The organism is Pedobacter sp. L105 (assembly GCF_009765875.1).
Taxonomy (GTDB): domain Bacteria; phylum Bacteroidota; class Bacteroidia; order Sphingobacteriales; family Sphingobacteriaceae; genus Pedobacter.
Genome location: NZ_LMUP01000014.1, coordinates 314,146 through 333,106, shown reverse-complemented (window position 1 = coordinate 333,106; position 18,961 = coordinate 314,146). Strand labels below are relative to the sequence as shown.

Here is an 18,961-nt window from a genome sequence, read left to right as displayed (position 1 = left end):
TAAACATAGTTCTGTTTACCAATCTTTGGAGATTCGTGTTTTTTCTCCTTTAAACTTCTTGTTCTTCAACTTATCCTGGGTTTGCTTTTCATCATTATTCAAAGCATCCAGCATTCTTTCGGCATCTTCCTTCGATAGCTTGGAAGGATCAGGCTGCTGCCCCTTCTGGTCGTCTTTTTTATTTGGATCGGGTTTAGACGGGTCTTTTTTATCCTTGTTCTGATCCTTGTCTTCTTTTTTCTGCTGATCCTTATTCTGGTCTTTATTTTGATCTTTATTGTTCCTGTTCTGCTGGTTCTTCTTATTTTGCTGCTGCTGTTTCTTTAGCATTTCCTGTGCATAGGCCAGGTTATAGCGCGTTTCGTCATCCTTAGGATTATTGATCAGCGCTTTTTTATAAGCATCAATCCCCTCTTCCAGCTTTTTGTTTTCTACCAGCGAATTACCCAGGTTATGATAGGCCTGCGCCATTACCGCCTTATTTTGTGCCGGGGATTCTGCCAGTTTATTAAACTGCTCTCCCGCTTCGGCAAATTTCTTTTGCTTGTACAGGGCATCACCTAAATTGAAATTACCTGCAACATTCTGTTTCTTCTTTTCTACAGCCTTACGGTAACTCGCTTCGGCCTCTGTATATTTTTTCTGCAGGTACAGGTCATTTCCCTTTTTCACATAGCCTTTCTCCTGCTGTGCGAAAAGCAGCGACCCCTGCATTACAAACAATGTGATTATGATTAACTGTTTCATGATGATTTTACTTCAAATAGTTTCACCTTACTTAACCGCATACTTTTGCGGCTGGAAAGGAAAAATTCAACAATTAACAGCAAAAAGGCAAAAGCAAAAAAGAATTGGAAACGATCTTCAAATTCCTTGAACGACTTATTATCGAATGTTTTCCTTTGCACCTTACTGATCTGGTCCATCACAATATCCAATCCGCTGTTTGCATTGGTAGCCCCCACAAAAGCGCCATTACCCGCAGCAGCAATTTCCTTACACATTGCTTCATTCATTTTGCTAACCACAGTTTTTCCAAGGCTATCCGTATGGAAACCCGCTTGCTTACCGTTTTGGTAAATAGGTACCGGGGCACCTTCAGCAGAGCCTATACCAATTACATTGACCATTACATCTTTACCTGCCGCATTCTTTGCTGCAGTGACAGCATTATCCTCGTGATTTTCACCATCCGTAATAATGATCATTGCCTTGCCCGTACCATTACTAAAGTCAAAAGACTTCATTCCCAAATCTATAGCAGCACCAATGGCCGTACCCTGTGTAGGCACCATATTAGGATTAATCGTATTTAAAAACAGCTTGGCCGCAGAATAATCTGTAGTTACAGGCAGCTGAACATAAGCCTCTCCGGCAAAAACAACAATACCGATCCTGTCGTTATGCAGGTTATCGATCAATTGCGAGATCGCACGTTTGGCATTCTCCAGACGGTTAGGTGCCATATCCTGTGCCAGCATACTGTTCGACACATCTAAGAGGATCATTAAATCGGCACCTTTCTGTTTTACCTCTTCTAGCTTTGAGCCAATCTTTGGGTCGGCTGTGCCAACAATCAGCAAACTGTATGCTACTATAAACAGGATAAACTTCAGCCATGGCCTTGAAAACGAAACCAGGGGTATCATTAAATTCACCACCTTTTGATCGCCGAAGGAAGCCATTGCTTTCTTTTTCCATCTGCTTACCATCAGGAAAAATATAATAAAGAAAGGGACAGCAGCTAATCCCCACAAAAATTCTATATGTGCAAATTTTAGCATCTGATTAAGTTAAAGCGCCTTTAAGTAATGTGTTTCTTACGATGAACTCTGATAATAAAAAGAATAAAGCGAGCACAGCAAAAGGCAGAAAGCACTCTGTCTTTTTGTGAAATGACGTGACATCAATCTTCGCTTTTTCCAGTTTATCAATCTGTTCATAAATACTTTTTAATTTCTCATTATCTGTAGCCCTGAAATACTTACCACCGGTGATATTGGCGATTTTACTCAGCGTTACTTCGTCCACATCTACAGGGATCTTCTGATACTGCACACCGGCCGGCGTTTGTACCGGATAGGGTGCGAAACCTTTGGTTCCAATCCCTACGGTATACACTCTGATGTTAAACTGTTTAGCAATTTCTGCCGCCGTAATTGGCGGGATGGATCCTCCGTTATTTGATCCGTCGGTCAGTAATATAATCACCTTACTTTTCGCTTCACTATCTTTCAATCGGTTCACCGCTGTGGCCAGCCCCATACCTATGGCCGTACCATCATTCACCATTCCGTTTTTGATATCCTTAAACAGATTGATCAGCACATCATGGTCGATGGTTAGAGGGCATTGCGTAAAACTTTCACCGCTAAAGATCACCAGGCCGATACGATCATCAGGGCGGTTCTTAATAAAATCAATCGCTATATTTTTCCCTGCTTCCAGCCTGTTGGGCTGAAAATCTTCAGCCAGCATACTGCCTGAAATATCTGAGGCAATTACAATATCAATACCTTCCGTCGTGCTGTTCTGCCAGCTTAATGCCGATTGCGGCCGCGCCAATGCAATGATCATAGCAATCAGTGCCAGCGACCTTAAAATAATCCCCAGGTGACGCAATTTCGGCAAGAGGCTCTTTTGTGAAACTGAAAATCCCCTCACCACAGATATACTCAGGCTTCCCTGAAGTTTTTGTGCCCTCCAGATATACCAGGCTATCATCAGCGGGATAAAGATCAGCAGCCAGAAAAATCCCGGATTGGCAAATTCTATTCCTTTAAACATGTTCACCGGTCTGCCCTCCTTCTCTTTTTTCTGGTCGTTCTGCAGGCTGTGTTTTTAACACAAAATCGACTGCATGTTCCATACTTTGCTCATTTTCCACAGGCAATGGTTTTTCCTTTGCAAATTTCACCAGATCTGAAAGTACCAATAGCTGATGCAACATATTTTTATTTTCTGCAGTGATATCGGCTTGTTTTAATGCAGCAAAAATTTCATCAGTTGTCTTTTCATGGGTTTTGATCACATACCTTTTTTCCAGGTACTCACGGATCACCTCACTCAATTCACTATAATATTGCTTCACCTCATTCTGCTGCCATAGTTTCTTATCATTCAGCTCCTTAAGCTGGTTCAACGCAATGGTATGAACAGGTATAATTTTCTTTACAACTTGTACAACAGGTTTCTTTTTAGGGTGTTTCCTAACGTACAGGATTCCCCATACAATCAGCACAATAGCCAATAGCGGAAATACTACCCAGTACCAGTTATCCCTCAACCAATCCGTCCATGAATAAGATACAGCCAAAGGCTGTTTAATATCATAAATGGACTTTGTGGTATCAACTTTAACTGCCTGTACCGTTAATACCAGTTCATTTGTTTTTAAAACACCAGCCTTGTTACCAAACGCAAAAGACGGGATCACATAAGCCCCGGCGTCAAAACTGGTAACAGTAAAACTTTGTGTAACTGTTATGCGGCTATGGTCATTCTGTGCATAAATTGTATCTGCTTTACCACTGCCAACAATCTGGATTTTGTGTGTTAACGTATCGGCCAGCTTTGGGAAATTCACCTGTTCCTTTGCAGGCTGTTCTACCGTAAGGTGCAGCCTGGTTTGGTCGCCAATCCTGATGGTAGTTTGATCCAGTTTGGCAAATACCTGTATATTTTGCGCCCCTGCTTTAAAACCAAAGCAGGATAAAAATATCATTAAAAGCAGGGTATAATTCAAAAACTTATTTATCATATCAAAATCAACGCTTATTCTCCCGTTTTTTAAACAATGTCATTAAAGGTTTTACGTAAGACTCATGCGTGCCTATGGAAGTTGTATCCACACCCGATTTACTAAAAACATCCTTTAACAAAGAATTTCGTTTCAGTGCATCGGCTTTAAACGCATCCCTTACTTTTTTATCGCCCGTATTTACCCACATCAGCTGTCCTGATTCTTCATCCGTTAGAGGAATCAAACCCAGATCAGGGAACTCTTCTTCATGTTTATCATACAACCTTAAAGCAATCACATCATGCTTTTTATTGGCCAGTTTTAATTCATGCTCAAACGAAGGGCTCATAAAATCAGAGATCACAAAAGCAGTGCATTTCTTTTTAATGGCGCGGGTAAAATACCGAAGTGCTTCGGCCACATCAGTGCCTTTATGCTGAGGTTTAAAATCAATCAGCTCCCTGATAATCATCAGGATATGGCTTCTTCCTTTTTTAGGCGGAATAAACTTCTCCATCTTATCGCTAAAAAATATCACGCCTACCTTATCATTGTTCTGTATGGCAGAAAATGCCAGTACGGCACATAATTCCGTTGCCAAATCCTGTTTCTGCTGTCCTACGGTACCAAAATTTCCAGAACCGCTTACATCCATCAGCAGCATCACGGTAAGTTCCCTTTCTTCATCAAACACCTTCACGTATGGATGATTAAAACGGGCCGTCACGTTCCAGTCGATGGTCCTGATTTCATCCCCCACCTGGTATTCACGGACTTCGCTAAAAGCCATCCCCCTGCCTTTAAATGCAGAGTGGTATTCTCCTGAAAATATATGATTACTTAACCCGCGGGTTTTAATCTCGATCTTTCTTACTTTTTTTAACAGTTCTTTGGTATCACGTGCCATCGTATAGTTTAAAAGAGTATGTATTAAGGTACTTCTACTGCGTTTAAGATTCCTGTAATGATATCTTCAGTAGTCATATTTTCGGCTTCAGCTTCATAAGTTAAGCCAATACGGTGTCTGAGTACATCATGACAGATTGCCCTCACATCTTCCGGAATCACATAACCTCTGCGTTTAATAAACGCATAAGCTTTTGAAGCCAGTGCCAGGTTGATACTTGCCCTTGGTGAAGCACCATAACTGATCAGGTTTTTGTAATTGGCTAATTTATACTGATCGGGAAAACGGGTGGCAAAAACGATATCAATAATATACTGCTCAATCTTTTCATCCATGTACACCTCTCTTACAACCTTACGTGCCCTCACAATCTCATCAGGGTGTACAATAGGATTAGGTTTTAACATGCCTCCCGGAGAGATATTTGCCTTGATGATCTTTTTCTCATCCTCTTTAGTTGGATAACCAATCACCACTTTCAGCATAAAACGGTCTACCTGTGCCTCTGGCAACGGATAGGTTCCTTCCTGCTCAATCGGGTTTTGAGTAGCCAGTACGAGGAATGGGTTAGGCAAAGGGAAAGTTTGGTCACCTATGGTTACCTGACGTTCCTGCATGGCTTCCAGCAAAGCACTCTGTACTTTTGCCGGCGCCCTGTTGATCTCATCGGCCAGGATAAAATTAGAAAAAATAGGACCCTGTCTAACAATGAATTCTTCCTTTTTCTGGTTGTAGATCATCGTTCCCACTAAATCGGCAGGCAGCAAATCCGGTGTAAACTGTATACGGCTAAAATCTGCCTGAATAGCTTTAGAAAGCGTATTGATGGCCAGCGTTTTAGCTAAACCAGGAACACCTTCAAGCAGGATATGTCCATCCGCCAGCAAACCGATAAGTAAGCGCTCCACCATGTATTTCTGACCTACAATCACCTTATCCATCTCCATTTTCAGCAGATCAACAAAGGCGCTTTCACGCTGGATCATTTCATTAATGGCTCTTATATCCGTTGAATACGAGGAATTAGCAGCCACAGCATCTGATGATTGATGCTCATTATTACTTTTCAATTCTTCCATTAAATGTTTTATATATTAGATAGGCAAACTTAAACAGTATATTCTTTTCGTACCAAAGAAATATAAGGTTTAAATGTTAAAAAGTGTTAAAATTAGGAAAAAGGGAAGCCGATCTTACTCATAATCAGATTTCGTCACGATTTAAATCCTATTGTTTTTTTGACAGAAATAGATTTTTACATATCTTGATTACGTAAATAACCAAATTAAACCTCTTACATCATGAGAAAAACAAAAGAAATTAAAATCGTCTATTGGGTTAGCACAGTTATACTTGCCCTATTCATCTTACCTGGAATTTTCTTCATCAAAAGTAAAATGGCTTTGGAGGGAACCGCACATCTGGGTTTACCAATGTGGTTCCACTGGGAATTGAGTATTGGAAAATTTATTGGCGGACTGATATTGATCCTTCCATTTTTTCCGGTACGGTTAAAGGAATGGGCTTATGTGGCCTTTGGCATTGACTGTATATCTGCTTTTATTGCAATTTTAGCGGTAGATGGCATCAAAGGAATGTGGTGGAGCCCGATCCTGGTTTTTGTCATCCTGGTCATCTCCTATATCAGCTTTCACAAATTACATCCGTCAAATCCAACTGATGAATAGCCAAATATGACATCCATCTAAAAATAATATTCAAAGAAAAAAGCTTCGCTATAACTCAATAGCGAAGCCTTTTCATGAACAGGTTAATTCTTTATTCTTTTCAGGGAATCGGCCGCCTTCTGCTGCTTTTTCTTTTTAAAGTATCCCCTCAATAAAAAATTATGCTGGGCGGCTTTCAGATCTTCATTTAAAGTAGCTGAAGTTTTATGGACACTGCCTACGGCTTTATTGGCTGATTTAATTGTATTCTGCAGATTGTCTGCCAACTGATCACTATTCAGCAGTCTGCCTAACGTACCTTTGCCTTTGTTCACCTTATCAAACATCTGGGCAAGACTATTTGTGATCCGTTCCGCATTATCTGATACCTTAGACATCTTAGTCATGATCTTATCGCCATCTACAGGGTTTACGGTAGCTAACGCAGTACCATCTTCGGCCTGTTCATGGCTTTTAATGCCGCCGGGGCCTATAGTGACCAGCTTATCTCCCATCAAACCGTCACTACCGATGGCTATACGGGAGTCTTTTTTAATAAACTTCTTTACTTTACTGTTCAGTTTAAGCGTTACCAGTACAGCACTGTCTGATACAATTTCAATACTTTTCACTACGCCCACGTTTATCCCCGCAAAGCGGACATTATTACCTTCCACTAAACCATTTACATTACTGAATGTGCCATGCACACTATAGGTAGCATTAAAGGCACCCTTCTGGCTGCCAATAAAATACACCACCATAAACAGCGCTGCCAATCCTAAAAGACTAAACAGGCCAATTTTTATTTTTTGAGAAGATGTAGATTTCATAAAATTTAAATAAAAAATGATTTTACCAATTCATTGTCTGACGACTGCAATTCGTCATAAGTGCCTTCAGCAATATATTCGCCTTCACTCATCACCAGTATCCTGTTGGCGGTGATCTTTGCACATTCCAGATCGTGAGTGATAATGATAGAAGACGTTTTATATTTCTTTTGTATGTCCACAATCAGGTGGCTGATCTCCCTGCCAGTGATCGGGTCAAGACCTGTAGTAGGTTCATCATATAACATGATTTCCGGTTTCACGATCAGGGTACGCGCCAGGCCAACTCTTTTGAGCATTCCCCCCGACAAATCTGAAGGCATTTTATCTATGGCATCACTAAGACCAACAGAATCCAGCATCTCCTCTATCCGCTGGTCAATCTCTTTCTGGTCTTTAATTTTCAGCACTTTAGTCAGCGGAAAGGAAAGATTATCCCTCACACTCATGGAATCATATAATGCGGCGCTCTGAAACAAAAAGCCAATTCGTTTTCTCAATTCTTTCAGTTCCTCATCATTTAATTCGAGCACTTCCTTTCCAAGTACCTTCACAGAGCCCGAATCAGGTTCCTGCATCCCTACAATACACTGTATCGTAATGGACTTCCCTTCGCCCGATTTGCCCATCACCACTATATTTTCTCCCTTTTTTAAAGTGAGGTTGATATCTTTTAATACTTGTTTATCACCAAAACTTTTACTCAGATGACTTACCGTAATTACTGCTTCAGCGGGAGTATCCTGTGGTGCAGACCGCTCTTCTTTTACTTTTATATCTTCCATCGATTAAAATAATAAGTTAGTGATCAGAACAACTACAATGTCAATAAAGAATATCCAGAGAGAAGCAGTTACTACAGCAGAATTTGCAGCTATACCTACGCTTGCTGTTCCGCGATTTGCGTTGTACCCTTTGTAACAGCCTACAAAACCAATGGCAAAACCAAATAATACGGTTTTAAGCATAGCTGGCAGGTAATCTGTAAAAGTTAAAGAATTAAAAGACTTACTGAAATACAGATAAAAGCTAACCTTATCTGTAAAATTCATGGCCAGATAACCTCCTAAAAGGCTTAACAGATTTCCAAGGATGGTTAGCAAGGGCAGCATTAAACAACAGGCAATGATGCGTGTGGCCACCAGATATTGCATTGGATTGGCACCTGAAACCTCCATAGAATCAATTTGCTCGGTTACTTTCATACTGCCTAGTTCGGCACCTATGCCGGAGGCGATTTTCCCGGCACAGATAATACCGGTAATCACAGGGCCTATTTCACGGAATATGGCAACGGTTAAAATTTTTGGCAGCATGCTTTCTGCACCAAAATCAACCATTGTGGGCCGCAATTGTATAATGAGCACTGTGCCCATAATAAACGAAGTAATTCCTACCAGGGTAAATGATTTATAGCCAATTTCATAACACTGACGTACAAATTCCGACCATTCGAATTCTATAGAGAAGGTATTACGCATAAACTTATAAAAGAAAATACACGTATCCCCTGCAGATTCCAGCCAGGTTTTAACAGCTAATTTATTCGTTTCTATATTCATTTTAACGTGATATTTATGTCTTGAAAAAAAGCTTATCTAAAGTAGTTATCGATTAAACGCATCAAATTGATTGTTAAATCGTGATTGCTTCAACCCAGTATCAGCAAACTAATATTAACCATATCGATTAATAATTGTATTCAACATTTATTTTGTTTAAAAGTTTTAACCTGTAAAACACAAATACTCTTCTGCCTGTCAATTAGAGCTTTAAAGAATATGACATAGATTAACCTGTATAACACATCAATACAAGGATATTATTCCTGCGTTAAAAAACAGATAACCTCAAAAATAAAAATGGAGGAACCTTTAAGATACCTCCATTTTTAACCGTACAACGGCTCCATAATACCTATATCTATTTGATATAAACAGTTTTAATATTTACAAACTCATGGATACCGAACATCCCTAGTTCACGGCCATAACCAGACTGGTTGACCCCTCCAAAAGGTAACGCCTGATCTGATTTTACCCCTTCATTAACAAAACATGATCCTGCATTTAACTTGTTCCTGGCAATATCTTCGGCTAGTGCAGCATTTTGCGTAAAAACAGCGGCGCCCAATCCAAAATTAGTATCATTTGCAATCCTTACCGCATCGTCAGAATTTTCTGCCGTAATGATCGCCGCTACAGGACCAAAAATTTCCTCATCGTAAACCAGCATTCCTTTTTTAATGCCAGTTAAAATAGTTGGCTGATAAAAGGCATGTTCACCCTCAGCTTCAGGAATCTTACCTCCTAAAATACAATTAGCGCCCTGCTCAATACATTTAAGCACCTGCTGATGCAGTTCGTCCCTTAAATCAGCTCTCGCCATTGGCCCCAGGTCTTTACCTTCTTTTAGCGGATCGCCGGTCGTTTTAAGTTCCATTTCTGCTTTAAACAACCGGGTAAATTCTTCTTCCACTTCTTTAACCACAATAAAACGCTTGGCTGCAATACAACTCTGCCCATTATTAATTAACCGCGCATCAGCACAAATTTTAGCTGCTGAAGGCAGATCGGCATCTGCCAGCACCAAATAAGGATCACTACCACCCAGTTCAAGTACAGTTTTCTTTATTAAACTTCCTGCCTGTTCTGCTACCTTTTTACCTGCATTGGTACTTCCCGTAATCGTAACTGCTTTCACTAAAGGATTTTCAATCACCTTAGCTATAGATTTACTGCTGCAGATCAATGCTTTAAACACATCACCTTCAAAACCCGCATCTTTGATCACCTCTTCTATCGCCAGTGCACAACCTGTAACTCCCGAAGAATGTTTTAACAGCCCACAATTCCCGGCCATTAAAGCCGGTGCTATAAACCGGAACACCTGCCAGAATGGAAAATTCCAGGGCATAATGGCTAGCACTACACCTATTGGCCTAAAGCTCACATAACTTTTGCTTGCTTTGGTCTCGATAGATTGATCGGTCAAAAAACCTTCGCCCTTTTCGGCATAGAACTCACATACCGCAGCGCATTTTAATACTTCTGCAACGCCATCTTTAAAGGGTTTCCCCATTTCCAGCGCCATCAATTTGGCTAGTTCTTCTTTCCTTCGGGTAAGCAGTTCGGACACCTTTAACAGCAGTTTTGCCCTTGATGAATAATCAGTATGCTGGTAAGTCAGCCAGGTTTGATGTACCTGCTCTATTTTAGTGTTAATTTCCTGTTCTGTATCTTCTTTATATTCTTTTACTTTTTCTCCGTTTAACGGATTTACAGATAATATGCTCATAAATTAAATTCGCTATTTTGTTTCGTTGTTTTTCTCATCTTCACTTTCATGAGAACCAGGGAAGTCTTTCGAAGAACTCACTGTACCATCTTCATGGCCACTGGTATCCTTTGTTGAAGATCCGGTGTAACCGTCATCCTTTAAAGAATCCTTACCCTGGGTTCCTGTGTTATCAAGGCCATCCCGCGGGCCTTTTGGCTGGAAGGCATCACTTGCTGGTTCTGCAGGTCTTTTAGGAGTTACTTCTTTCTGTTGCTCTTTCATGGTATCTTAATTAGGTTGATATAACAATTGGATAGGATACTGGTTTTAAATAACCCCATTATATTACATTCTTGACCTTTCTTCGCTCTGTGCATCATTCTCATGTTTGCTCTTGCTGGCGAAGGTATCTTTACCAAAACGGTAGGTAAAACCCAGGGAAAATCTTTGGCTATCAGATCTGGTGGTCTGTAAATAATTCGCCTGCGGCAAATCAACCGAACGGTTATGATATACCCAGGAATGAAAAATATCATCTGCCGCTAACCGGATACTGCCCATATTTTTGAATACCTTTTTTTGGATGCCAGCGTTCACAATATACATGCTGCCAGTAAAAGTTTGTCCGTTTAGATCCTTACTGTCAAAATGCCCTCCCAGTTCGGCGCTCCAGGATTGACCGATAGTAAACTGGTTCAATAAATTTAGCCTTGCTAAACTCGTCTGCGGATTTAAATTTACCCCATAAATACTCCCCTTTATTGCCAGCCTGGCAAGCATCAAATCGGTATTGAGTTTCCACCATTTTTCCGGGGCTAAAGACATCCCTGTATTCAGCATCCATATATGTCCCCCGGATACATTTTCAGGTTGGGTAATAAAGATATTATCCACCACCTGGGTAGTCTGAAAGATCAGGTTACTGAATTTATTGTAACTGAATCCTATCCTTAATAGTTGTTTATACTGATACTTGATTTCATAACGGTTTTGATATTCAGGGCCTAACAAAGAATTACCAGAGGTATAAGAATACTGGTCGCGGTACACCAGAAAATCATTCAATAATAGATAACCTGGACGGTAGAGCCTTCGGGTGATGGCGAAGCTAAATGTATTTTTACCCAAAGTATCCAGCTTGTAACTAGCCATCAAAGAAGGAAAAAACCCCGTATAATTCTTTTTAAAACTGGTCTCTGCAACTGTTGCATTTCCAAGCTGATCACCATGAGACACGGTATTCTCGGCACGCAGGCCCAACTGCAGGCTAAAGTAATTCCAGCTTTTCTGTGCATTCAGATAAGCTGCATTAATATTTTCACTGTACTTAAAATGATTGGATTGCCCGTTGTCTATACCCTGATCAGCACCGTCTACCCTGTAATAATCAGACAGATTATCATTGTTCACCCAGCTTGATTTAACACCGGCTTCCAGTTTTGCTTTGTTTTTTAGCGGATGGACATAATCTGCCTTGAAAGTATAAACATGGATGGTTGAAGGCAAATGATATAAGAAATCATTTTTGCCGGTTAATGTACCATCCGGCAGGTTCATCAAATTCTGCAGCGATTGTTCGTTTGTGTTATTGTAGTTCAGGTAATTCAGATCTGCCGACAGCTCCTTTCCGGAATCACCAAACTGGTGCAGCATATTGATATTACCGCCATAATTCGTCCTGTTGTTGGTGGTCTTTGTAGTTCCATTGCCTGTACTATCTAAAGCTCCGCTGTAATTAGCGCTATTGTAACCGAAGTTTCCCTTGTTCCTGCTTTCACTGTAATTAAACTGCATTCCAAAAGTAGTATGGGCGGTGGCTGCATAATCCATTCCTACGTTGGTATTTGCTGCATTATTTTTATTTTGCTGACGATTTTGTAAGGTCACAGTAGATGCAGGTGCACCCTCAGCATTAAAAAAATTCCTGGTCATATCATCATCCGCATAGGTCTTTTCATAACTATAACCCAGGTTCCCGAAAACATTGATCTTTTTATAATTGTAATTTAGGCTGAGGGAATTGTTGCTGCGATCATACTTTCCTTGTGAATAACCTGTAGCAAGACTGCCTGTAAATCCGCCCTGCCTGTTTTTCTTTAGTTTGATATTAATAATAGCGTTTCCGGCAGCATCATATTTTGCTGAAGGATTATCTATCAGTTCAATCTTGTCCAGCTGTGATCCGGGAATGGATTTCAGGTAAGCAGCCAGGTCTTGTCCCGACATATAGGTAGATCGTCCGTCAATCAGTACCAGTACCCCTGTCCTGCCACTTAACCCAATTTCCCCATTCGCACCTACTGTTACCCCGGGGGTTTTAGCCAGTACTTCCAGTGTATTGCTGGTGGTACTGCTGATCATCGCATCTACATTCACAACAGTTTTATCCATTTCCATTTGTATCAGCGGCTTTCTGCTTTGAATCACGACTTCAGCCAGATTATTTCGCTGATCAGCAGACAAGATCATCGCAGGAAGTTCAACTAAAGAATTTTTTCCATCCAGTTCAATAGGGTTGCTTTGAAATAACCTTTGTCCCAGTGCTTTTACCGTAATATAATAAGTACCATTACTGATGTGTACAAAGTGATATTTTCCTGTCTCATCGGTTTTTACTAAACTGATCAATACTGAATCTTTCAATTGTAATAAACGTATAGTTGCACCACTAACCATTTCATTTCTATCGTTTTTCACGATTGATGAAATACTGTTTGATTTGGACTGTGCGAAACCCGCCTGGAATAGGAATAAACTAAAAAGGAAAAGTATACCTGCTTTCATCTGTTGTTATTTAAATTAATGATGAAGCGAATATTGTCTGTTTCCGCTGCCAAAAAAAACAAATATGTTGTACCTTGGCTAACAGCGGACAGAACCAGGTTTTTGGGTGATGAACAGGTCGGAAACCGGAAATAAGGCTTTCGTCACTGATTACCTTCAGTTCGTCAACAGGAACCAAATTGCTCAGCTGTATTTACCAGATTTACGGCTAACCCAATAAAAAAAGATGATAACTAACCTTTTAAAAAACAATCCTTTAACCGGCTTCTTCGGGAGCTACCTCTACTTCCTGCTGTCGCTGTTGATCTGCATTCCGGTTTTTATAGGAATAGACACCTACTTACAGTCTGCGATAGAAGATGTAGACGCTTTATCATTTGCCGGAACAGTATGTTTTATCCTTTGCATTTTTTCGGGAAGATATTTTTCACAGTTCTGGGTTTCAACCTTAAAATCTTTACCAAAACCAGAAGTGTTCATCATGACTACTTTGATGACGATCTGCATCATTTGTATTCTGATTACAGGTAATCTACATGGGAATAAACGCATCCTGTTGTTCTTCCTGCCATGGATCATCTTTTGCCTTTTGCTGGGCATAATGATAAAAGTTATTCATACGGTTACACAAAACCAGCTGCAGGAAGCACAAAGTTTAGCGGCGCATAGCAAAAGTGAACTTCACTTATTGCAATCGCAATTAAGCCCTCATTTTCTTTTTAATACACTGAACAATCTGTACGGCATATCTATTTCCGATCACCAGAAAATCCCTGATCTTCTGTTAAAACTGGCAGAACTACTGCGTTATTCTGTTTACGAAGCCAATGAAATGTATGTACCGCTAAAGGATGAAATGGCTTATATTAATAATTACATAGCGTTTGAAAAGATACGTATTGGCGACAGATTAGTGCTGACCACAGATCTGGAAGATATTACCGATACCCAGATCAAAATAGCCCCGATGCTGCTGATCGTATTTATTGAAAATGCTTTTAAACATTCAAAAAACACCATGGAGGATCAGATTTTTGTCGATATTAAATTGAAAGTCTGGGGAAACTCCATTCTGTTCTCGATAAAAAATAGTTATCAAAAACAAGAACAGAAAAACAACCTGCTTGACAAAAGCAGTGGTTTTGGATTAGTGAGCGTAAACAAAAGATTGGCCCTCCTCTACCCCAGCGAACATCTAATGAACCTGCAGCAGAAAGAAATTGAGTATAGCGTAGACCTGCAGTTAAATACAAAATAAAATGGATAAAGTACTTTGCCTGATTGTGGACGACGAGCCTGTGGCACGTGATATTATCAAAACCTATTGCAGTCATTTAGATCAGCTTCAGATTGTAGCTTCCTGTGGAAATGCACTGGAAGCCAAAAGGGTATTAGACCAGCAAAAAATTGATATTGTCTTTCTGGATATTAACATGCCCATTATGGATGGTATATCCTTTGTAAAAACATTAAAATATCCCATCCAGGTGATATTCACTACGGCTTATAAAGAATATGCGCACAGCGCTTTTGACCTGGCAGCATGTGATTATTTACTCAAGCCCTTTTCCTTTGACAGGTTCATTGTAGCTGTAGATAAAGCCCTGGAGAAAATCGGCCCTGCGACGCAAAAAATTGTAGAAATTATGGAGACCAAAACTGAAGCTTTTGTTTTTATCAAAACAGATGGTAAGATCTACAAAATTCAATATGATGAACTGCTTTTTGCAGAAGCACAGGGAAACTATACAAAGATTACTACTACAAGTTATACCCTTTTACCCAAAATGCCCTTTTCAAACTTCGAAGAGCTATTGCCTAAATCTCTTTTCCTGCGTACCCACCGTTCCTTTATCATCAACAAATCCAAGATAAACCATATTGAAGGGAACCGCATTATGATCAATACAAATGAAATTCCAATCGGCAGTAATTACAGGGAAGTTTTAATGAATGAACTGGGTTTTTCAAAAGAATGAAAATGCTGAACAATTGGGAAATAAATCAAAAACAACGATATAAATTATAATGATCAGCAAGATCAAATTGTACCCCTGATCATTTCATCAGGGATTAAAATTGTTCCTGATAAACAGTTTTTTTGCTGCTGCTCAATTTAACATTCTGTATTTCCCCTGCTCCTTCAAAGCCAAAACACAAGCCTACCAGATCACCAATAGTTTGGGTGATGGGTTTTGACAGGATAATTTTTCCATTCAAAAACACGTTTAAGGTATGGTTGTATACATGGCAAATTAAATGCTGATCTTCACTAAAATCACATCCAAAACCTCTTAAATCATAATCTTTGCCATGTATCCATTCCGAAGAAGTGTAGAGATCTAAAGCTGAAGTACATCCCTTTTCTGCCAATGGAATAATGATTGTATTGCTCTTTCCAAAAATATAGATCATTGCTCTGCGACAGGAAGACTGCTCCATCAGGGAGGTATTTCTCAGTGTTGTTTCCAGTGAAAAATCTCCGCCATTCAATCCATTAAATTCCCTGACATTATAAAATTCAGTCCACAATTCATTAAAAACAGGAGAGCCTGTCATTTGCATCAGGTTTTTAGCCGTAATCCCCAATGCACCTTTCATGTGGATCTTCATTGTGTTCAGGTAAACAGGTACCGGCTTTTTATCTACCGTTCCAATCCAGCCTTTAGTTTTAATGTATACCGGTGTTTCTTTTTTCACTTTTCCGTTAACTACCAGTTTTGCATCAAAATAACCGGGGTAATAATAAATGGAAGTATGCTGCCTGCCGTTGGCGGCAAGCTTTTCTGTTCTTTCGGGATCCCAGCTTTGCTGTAGATAAACACTATCCGCAGATTTGCCTGCATCATAATCAAACACTACTGAATTAGGGAGTCCCTCGGTTACAACCCTGCTTACAAACTTTATTTTATCCTCGCTATGCAAGGCTTTACTGTCCGTTTTTCCAAAAAATATGACTGTGATAAGGGGTAATATCAGTACCAGGGAAACAATAATTTTTGCGGAATTACCTTTGTTTTTAGTAACTGGCTGCAAAACCTCTTCTGGCTGAGGGGCAGCCTTTTTAAAAGTACGCCAATCTTCAAAACCAGCAAATACTGCCAATGCATTTAAGGTAGAAACCGTAGGAGAACTTTCATAACGTACCCGTCCCCATATCCTCTTTAAAGTAGAAATGCTTAACCTCACGCCTGTTTGTGCAAGAATGAGCCCGGTTAATTTTTCAAAATCATAATCTGTCCATAAAGAACTGTCGCCCCATCCCAAAGATTGCTCGGTGAGGCTACGCCAATGGCTTAAATAAAGTGCTTCTTTTTCCATGAATGCATTTGAATGATTTTGAATCAGGTTTTTCCCAGTTGTCTTTACACTTTAGCAAAAACAAATATAAAAGTATGAAATCATCGCGATCTACACCCTCCGATAATATTAAAAGATCATGAAAGCTTTATCAATAATCATATACAAGCATGTAAGCACCTTAAAAATATTGAAAGATCACTGATAACTACATCACCCATGAATACAAATATGAAAAACGATTCCTTTTTAAAGAAAACACAATTGCTTTTGCAATTGATGATATCTGCATTATTCTGCTGTTCCGCTGCCGCACAAAACCCCATCCCAATGGAGGTCAGCCATTGGGAGTTTAAAGATAAAACAGCAGAATTTATCACTTACAAAGGTGTAAAAGCCATGAAAATCCTCTTGGCAGACAAACAGATTATTTTAAAGGGTCATCAATTTACAAATGGCACGATCGAATTTGATGTGGAATTAACAGATCCTGATCATTCTCCATTTGTATCCTTCTATTTCAGGCAGCAAAGTCCGCAGGAAACTGAATGTGTTTATTTACGGGCAGGTAAACCAAATAGTGAAAAGCGAAATGATGCCGTTCAATACGCCCCTTTTATCAAAGGAATTAATTTATGGAATATGCTCGGTCAATATCAGGGGCCCGCAAATATTCATATCATTGGATGGAACCATATCAAACTGGTAGTTTCAGGCTTACAGTTACGCGTATACATTAATTCTTTAGAACAGCCTACCCTTGAAATACCCCGTTTGGAAGGCAATACTATCAAAGGATCTATTGCTTTGGATGGATTGGCTATTTTTGCAAATCTCATGATCAAACCTGACAAAACTGAAAATTTACCTGCTGTTGCTGCTCCTGATTTAACCAACCACGATGCCAATTACTTACGCAACTGGTCTGTCAGCCGCCCGCACTGGTTAAATGATGGACAAGAACTCGCTAAAAAAGACCTCCCCGCGGATACAACCATTTGGGAACCCATCCATGCCGAAAGACGCGGTCTTATTAACATAACCAGACTTTATGGAGCTCCCAATGACAAAAAACGTTATGTATGGCTTAAAACAACTATCCATTCTGATAAAGAACAAAAAGTAAATATGCAGCTGGGCTTCTGTAATGATGTTTGGGTATATATCAATGGGGAACTACTCTATTTAGATAAAAATACCTACTGGTCGCCCATGCGCAAAAATCCCGATGGCAGGTGCGACCTGGCCAATTCATCTTTCAATATTCCGCTCAAAGCTGGTGAGAATCAACTGCTGATTGGCCTGGCGAATAATTATTACGGATGGGGCATCATCGCCAGGTTAGCCACTCTTGAAAGTATTGAATAATTTATTCATTCATGCCTGCTGATAATCTTTGCAGCCTGGCATAGATCTCAATCATATCACCCTAATCAAAAAGAAGGAATTTTGATATTATCATAAAATAAGCCTTCCGGCGATTGCAGATATTTATTAGTCCACGGGTAAAGTTCCAGCGCCTGAGTCAGATACTCCTGCTTTTTTAACCCTATAAAATAGCAGGGAAGATCTATTTTTCATCTGAGTATTTTAAGTTACCACCATTTTAATGGAAATTCCAATTTATTAACTGAACCTATGATCAGATCGGGTTTAAACGCATAACGGCTGATATCTTCTTTACTCGCTATTCCTGAAAGCACCAAAATGGTTTTATAACCCATTTGAACACCACCCTGAATATCTGTTTCCATGGTATCACCAATCACTGTTGTACCTGCTGTTTCCAGACCAAGAAATTTTCTTGCAGAACGCATCATTACCGGACCGGGTTTGCCAATCACAAAAGCTTTGATACCGGTAGCCTCTTCTATCATGGCTGTAGTGGCAGCAATCCCCAGGTTATTCCATCCCGGCTTTTTTGGAGAAGGGTCTCTGTTCGTGGTAATGAACTTGGCCCCTGCCAGGATCATATCAACGGCACGCTGAACCATTTCTAAAGTGAAATTCCTCCCTTCGCCTAAAACTACAAACTCAGGATCTGTATCAACAAGGGTAACTCCGTTCTCATGTAAACTGGTCAGCAAACCACCTTCACCAAGCACATAGGCCGTTCCGCTTTTTCCCTGGTCGCCCAGAAACTTCCCTGTAGCCATTGCACTCGTATATACATGCTCTTTAGTAACCTCAATCCCCAATCGTTTCAATTTCCTGGTTACTTCCAGGCTGGTACGCTGGCTATTGTTGGTCATAAATGCAAATGGAATATCTTTCTTAATCAAATTTGCAATAAAAGTATCGGCACCCTGGATAAGTGATTCTCCATTGTAGATCACGCCATCCATATCAATCAAAAGTCCTTGCAGCATAACTTTATATTATAATTTATCAGGGGAAAAATCCTCCTGTTATTACAAGAATACAAAAAGCTGCGAACTTAATCACCAAT

General features: G+C 40.0%; 18 protein-coding genes. 4 read left to right on the top strand and 14 right to left on the bottom strand.

Annotated features, from left to right (window positions below; genetic code table 11):
• Window positions 1-15: 15 nt before the first annotated feature.
• The 6 genes from GSQ84_RS24490 to GSQ84_RS24465 are packed head-to-tail and all read right to left on the bottom strand — an operon-like array spanning window position 16 to window position 5,635.
• The gene (locus GSQ84_RS24490) at window positions 16-747 is read right to left on the bottom strand and encodes a tetratricopeptide repeat protein (RefSeq protein WP_158800005.1); all 732 of its coding nucleotides are present in this window, start codon (window positions 745-747) and stop codon (window positions 16-18) included.
• Entirely contained in the window at window positions 744-1,784 is a 1,041-nt protein-coding gene (locus GSQ84_RS24485; protein WP_158800004.1) for a VWA domain-containing protein, read from the bottom strand. Before GSQ84_RS24485 ends, GSQ84_RS24490 begins: the two co-directional genes overlap by 4 nt.
• Before the next feature lie 4 nt (window positions 1,785-1,788).
• Window positions 1,789-2,787, bottom strand: coding sequence for a VWA domain-containing protein (locus GSQ84_RS24480; RefSeq protein ID WP_216849025.1), 999 nt, complete (start codon window positions 2,785-2,787; stop codon window positions 1,789-1,791).
• The gene (locus GSQ84_RS24475) at window positions 2,780-3,724 is read right to left on the bottom strand and encodes a BatD family protein (protein ID WP_254070973.1); all 945 of its coding nucleotides are present in this window, start codon (window positions 3,722-3,724) and stop codon (window positions 2,780-2,782) included. The genes GSQ84_RS24480 and GSQ84_RS24475 overlap by 8 nt, the downstream gene beginning before the upstream one ends.
• 43 nt (window positions 3,725-3,767) lie before the next feature.
• Entirely contained in the window at window positions 3,768-4,649 is an 882-nt protein-coding gene (locus tag GSQ84_RS24470) for a DUF58 domain-containing protein (protein WP_158800003.1), read from the bottom strand.
• Window positions 4,650-4,672: 23 nt separating this feature from the next.
• Entirely contained in the window at window positions 4,673-5,635 is a 963-nt protein-coding gene (locus tag GSQ84_RS24465; RefSeq protein WP_371416436.1) for an AAA family ATPase, read from the bottom strand.
• A gap of 315 nt (window positions 5,636-5,950) precedes the next feature.
• On the opposite strand from GSQ84_RS24465, the gene GSQ84_RS24460 reads away from it, so the two are divergent.
• Window positions 5,951-6,337 (top strand): DoxX family protein, encoded by a 387-nt coding sequence (locus GSQ84_RS24460; protein WP_158800001.1) that lies wholly within the window; start codon window positions 5,951-5,953, stop codon window positions 6,335-6,337.
• An 83-nt stretch (window positions 6,338-6,420) separates the two neighbouring features.
• Here the strand turns inward: GSQ84_RS24460 and GSQ84_RS24455 are convergent, their stop codons facing one another.
• The 6 genes from GSQ84_RS24455 to GSQ84_RS24430 all read right to left on the bottom strand — a co-directional run bounded on the left by GSQ84_RS24455 (window position 6,421) and on the right by GSQ84_RS24430 (window position 13,212).
• On the bottom strand, window positions 6,421-7,149 hold the full coding sequence (locus tag GSQ84_RS24455) for an MlaD family protein (RefSeq protein ID WP_158800000.1): 729 nt from the start codon (window positions 7,147-7,149) through the stop codon (window positions 6,421-6,423).
• Between the two features lie 5 nt (window positions 7,150-7,154).
• Complete coding sequence (locus tag GSQ84_RS24450; protein WP_158799999.1) at window positions 7,155-7,934, bottom strand: ABC transporter ATP-binding protein; 780 nt, start codon at window positions 7,932-7,934, stop codon at window positions 7,155-7,157.
• A gap of 3 nt (window positions 7,935-7,937) precedes the next feature.
• A complete protein-coding gene (locus GSQ84_RS24445; protein WP_158799998.1) occupies window positions 7,938-8,711 on the bottom strand; it encodes an ABC transporter permease in 774 nt (257 codons plus the stop codon).
• A gap of 361 nt (window positions 8,712-9,072) precedes the next feature.
• Window positions 9,073-10,446: an NAD-dependent succinate-semialdehyde dehydrogenase gene (locus GSQ84_RS24440; RefSeq protein ID WP_158799997.1), complete on the bottom strand. Its 1,374-nt coding sequence runs from the start codon at window positions 10,444-10,446 to the stop codon at window positions 9,073-9,075.
• 12 nt (window positions 10,447-10,458) lie between these two features.
• Complete coding sequence (locus GSQ84_RS24435) at window positions 10,459-10,710, bottom strand: hypothetical protein (protein WP_158799996.1); 252 nt, start codon at window positions 10,708-10,710, stop codon at window positions 10,459-10,461.
• Window positions 10,711-10,773: 63 nt separating this feature from the next.
• Window positions 10,774-13,212: an outer membrane beta-barrel family protein gene (locus GSQ84_RS24430; protein WP_158799995.1), complete on the bottom strand. Its 2,439-nt coding sequence runs from the start codon at window positions 13,210-13,212 to the stop codon at window positions 10,774-10,776.
• 226 nt (window positions 13,213-13,438) lie between these two features.
• Here GSQ84_RS24430 and GSQ84_RS24425 point away from each other — a divergent pair, with 226 nt between their 5' ends.
• A complete protein-coding gene (locus tag GSQ84_RS24425) occupies window positions 13,439-14,470 on the top strand; it encodes a sensor histidine kinase (protein WP_158799994.1) in 1,032 nt (343 codons plus the stop codon).
• A 1-nt stretch (window position 14,471) separates the two neighbouring features.
• On the top strand, window positions 14,472-15,191 hold the full coding sequence (locus tag GSQ84_RS24420) for a LytTR family DNA-binding domain-containing protein (RefSeq protein WP_158799993.1): 720 nt from the start codon (window positions 14,472-14,474) through the stop codon (window positions 15,189-15,191).
• A 94-nt stretch (window positions 15,192-15,285) separates the two neighbouring features.
• Here the strand turns inward: GSQ84_RS24420 and GSQ84_RS24415 are convergent, their stop codons facing one another.
• Window positions 15,286-16,533, bottom strand: coding sequence for a hypothetical protein (locus GSQ84_RS24415; protein ID WP_158799992.1), 1,248 nt, complete (start codon window positions 16,531-16,533; stop codon window positions 15,286-15,288).
• A 198-nt stretch (window positions 16,534-16,731) separates the two neighbouring features.
• Between GSQ84_RS24415 and GSQ84_RS24410 the strand changes: the two genes are divergently transcribed.
• Entirely contained in the window at window positions 16,732-17,880 is a 1,149-nt protein-coding gene (locus GSQ84_RS24410; protein WP_158799991.1) for a hypothetical protein, read from the top strand.
• Window positions 17,881-18,107: 227 nt separating this feature from the next.
• On the opposite strand, the gene GSQ84_RS24405 is transcribed toward GSQ84_RS24410, so the two are convergent.
• Window positions 18,108-18,881: an HAD-IIA family hydrolase gene (locus GSQ84_RS24405; RefSeq protein ID WP_158799990.1), complete on the bottom strand. Its 774-nt coding sequence runs from the start codon at window positions 18,879-18,881 to the stop codon at window positions 18,108-18,110.
• Window positions 18,882-18,961: the final 80 nt, after the last annotated feature.

Coding starts and splice junctions, on each gene's coding strand:
- GSQ84_RS24490 (WP_158800005.1), bottom strand. CDS start 747: ATGAAACAGTTAATCATAATCACATTGTTTGTAATGCAGGGGTCGCTG.
- GSQ84_RS24485 (WP_158800004.1), bottom strand. CDS start 1,784: ATGCTAAAATTTGCACATATAGAATTTTTGTGGGGATTAGCTGCTGTC.
- GSQ84_RS24480 (WP_216849025.1), bottom strand. CDS start 2,787: ATGTTTAAAGGAATAGAATTTGCCAATCCGGGATTTTTCTGGCTGCTG.
- GSQ84_RS24475 (WP_254070973.1), bottom strand. CDS start 3,724: ATGATATTTTTATCCTGCTTTGGTTTTAAAGCAGGGGCGCAAAATATA.
- GSQ84_RS24470 (WP_158800003.1), bottom strand. CDS start 4,649: ATGGCACGTGATACCAAAGAACTGTTAAAAAAAGTAAGAAAGATCGAG.
- GSQ84_RS24465 (WP_371416436.1), bottom strand. CDS start 5,635: ATGATCCAGCGTGAAAGCGCCTTTGTTGATCTGCTGAAAATGGAGATG.
- GSQ84_RS24460 (WP_158800001.1), top strand. CDS start 5,951: ATGAGAAAAACAAAAGAAATTAAAATCGTCTATTGGGTTAGCACAGTT.
- GSQ84_RS24455 (WP_158800000.1), bottom strand. CDS start 7,149: ATGAAATCTACATCTTCTCAAAAAATAAAAATTGGCCTGTTTAGTCTT.
- GSQ84_RS24450 (WP_158799999.1), bottom strand. CDS start 7,934: ATGGAAGATATAAAAGTAAAAGAAGAGCGGTCTGCACCACAGGATACT.
- GSQ84_RS24445 (WP_158799998.1), bottom strand. CDS start 8,711: ATGAATATAGAAACGAATAAATTAGCTGTTAAAACCTGGCTGGAATCT.
- GSQ84_RS24440 (WP_158799997.1), bottom strand. CDS start 10,446: ATGAGCATATTATCTGTAAATCCGTTAAACGGAGAAAAAGTAAAAGAA.
- GSQ84_RS24435 (WP_158799996.1), bottom strand. CDS start 10,710: ATGAAAGAGCAACAGAAAGAAGTAACTCCTAAAAGACCTGCAGAACCA.
- GSQ84_RS24430 (WP_158799995.1), bottom strand. CDS start 13,212: ATGAAAGCAGGTATACTTTTCCTTTTTAGTTTATTCCTATTCCAGGCG.
- GSQ84_RS24425 (WP_158799994.1), top strand. CDS start 13,439: ATGATAACTAACCTTTTAAAAAACAATCCTTTAACCGGCTTCTTCGGG.
- GSQ84_RS24420 (WP_158799993.1), top strand. CDS start 14,472: ATGGATAAAGTACTTTGCCTGATTGTGGACGACGAGCCTGTGGCACGT.
- GSQ84_RS24415 (WP_158799992.1), bottom strand. CDS start 16,533: ATGGAAAAAGAAGCACTTTATTTAAGCCATTGGCGTAGCCTCACCGAG.
- GSQ84_RS24410 (WP_158799991.1), top strand. CDS start 16,732: ATGAATACAAATATGAAAAACGATTCCTTTTTAAAGAAAACACAATTG.
- GSQ84_RS24405 (WP_158799990.1), bottom strand. CDS start 18,881: ATGCTGCAAGGACTTTTGATTGATATGGATGGCGTGATCTACAATGGA.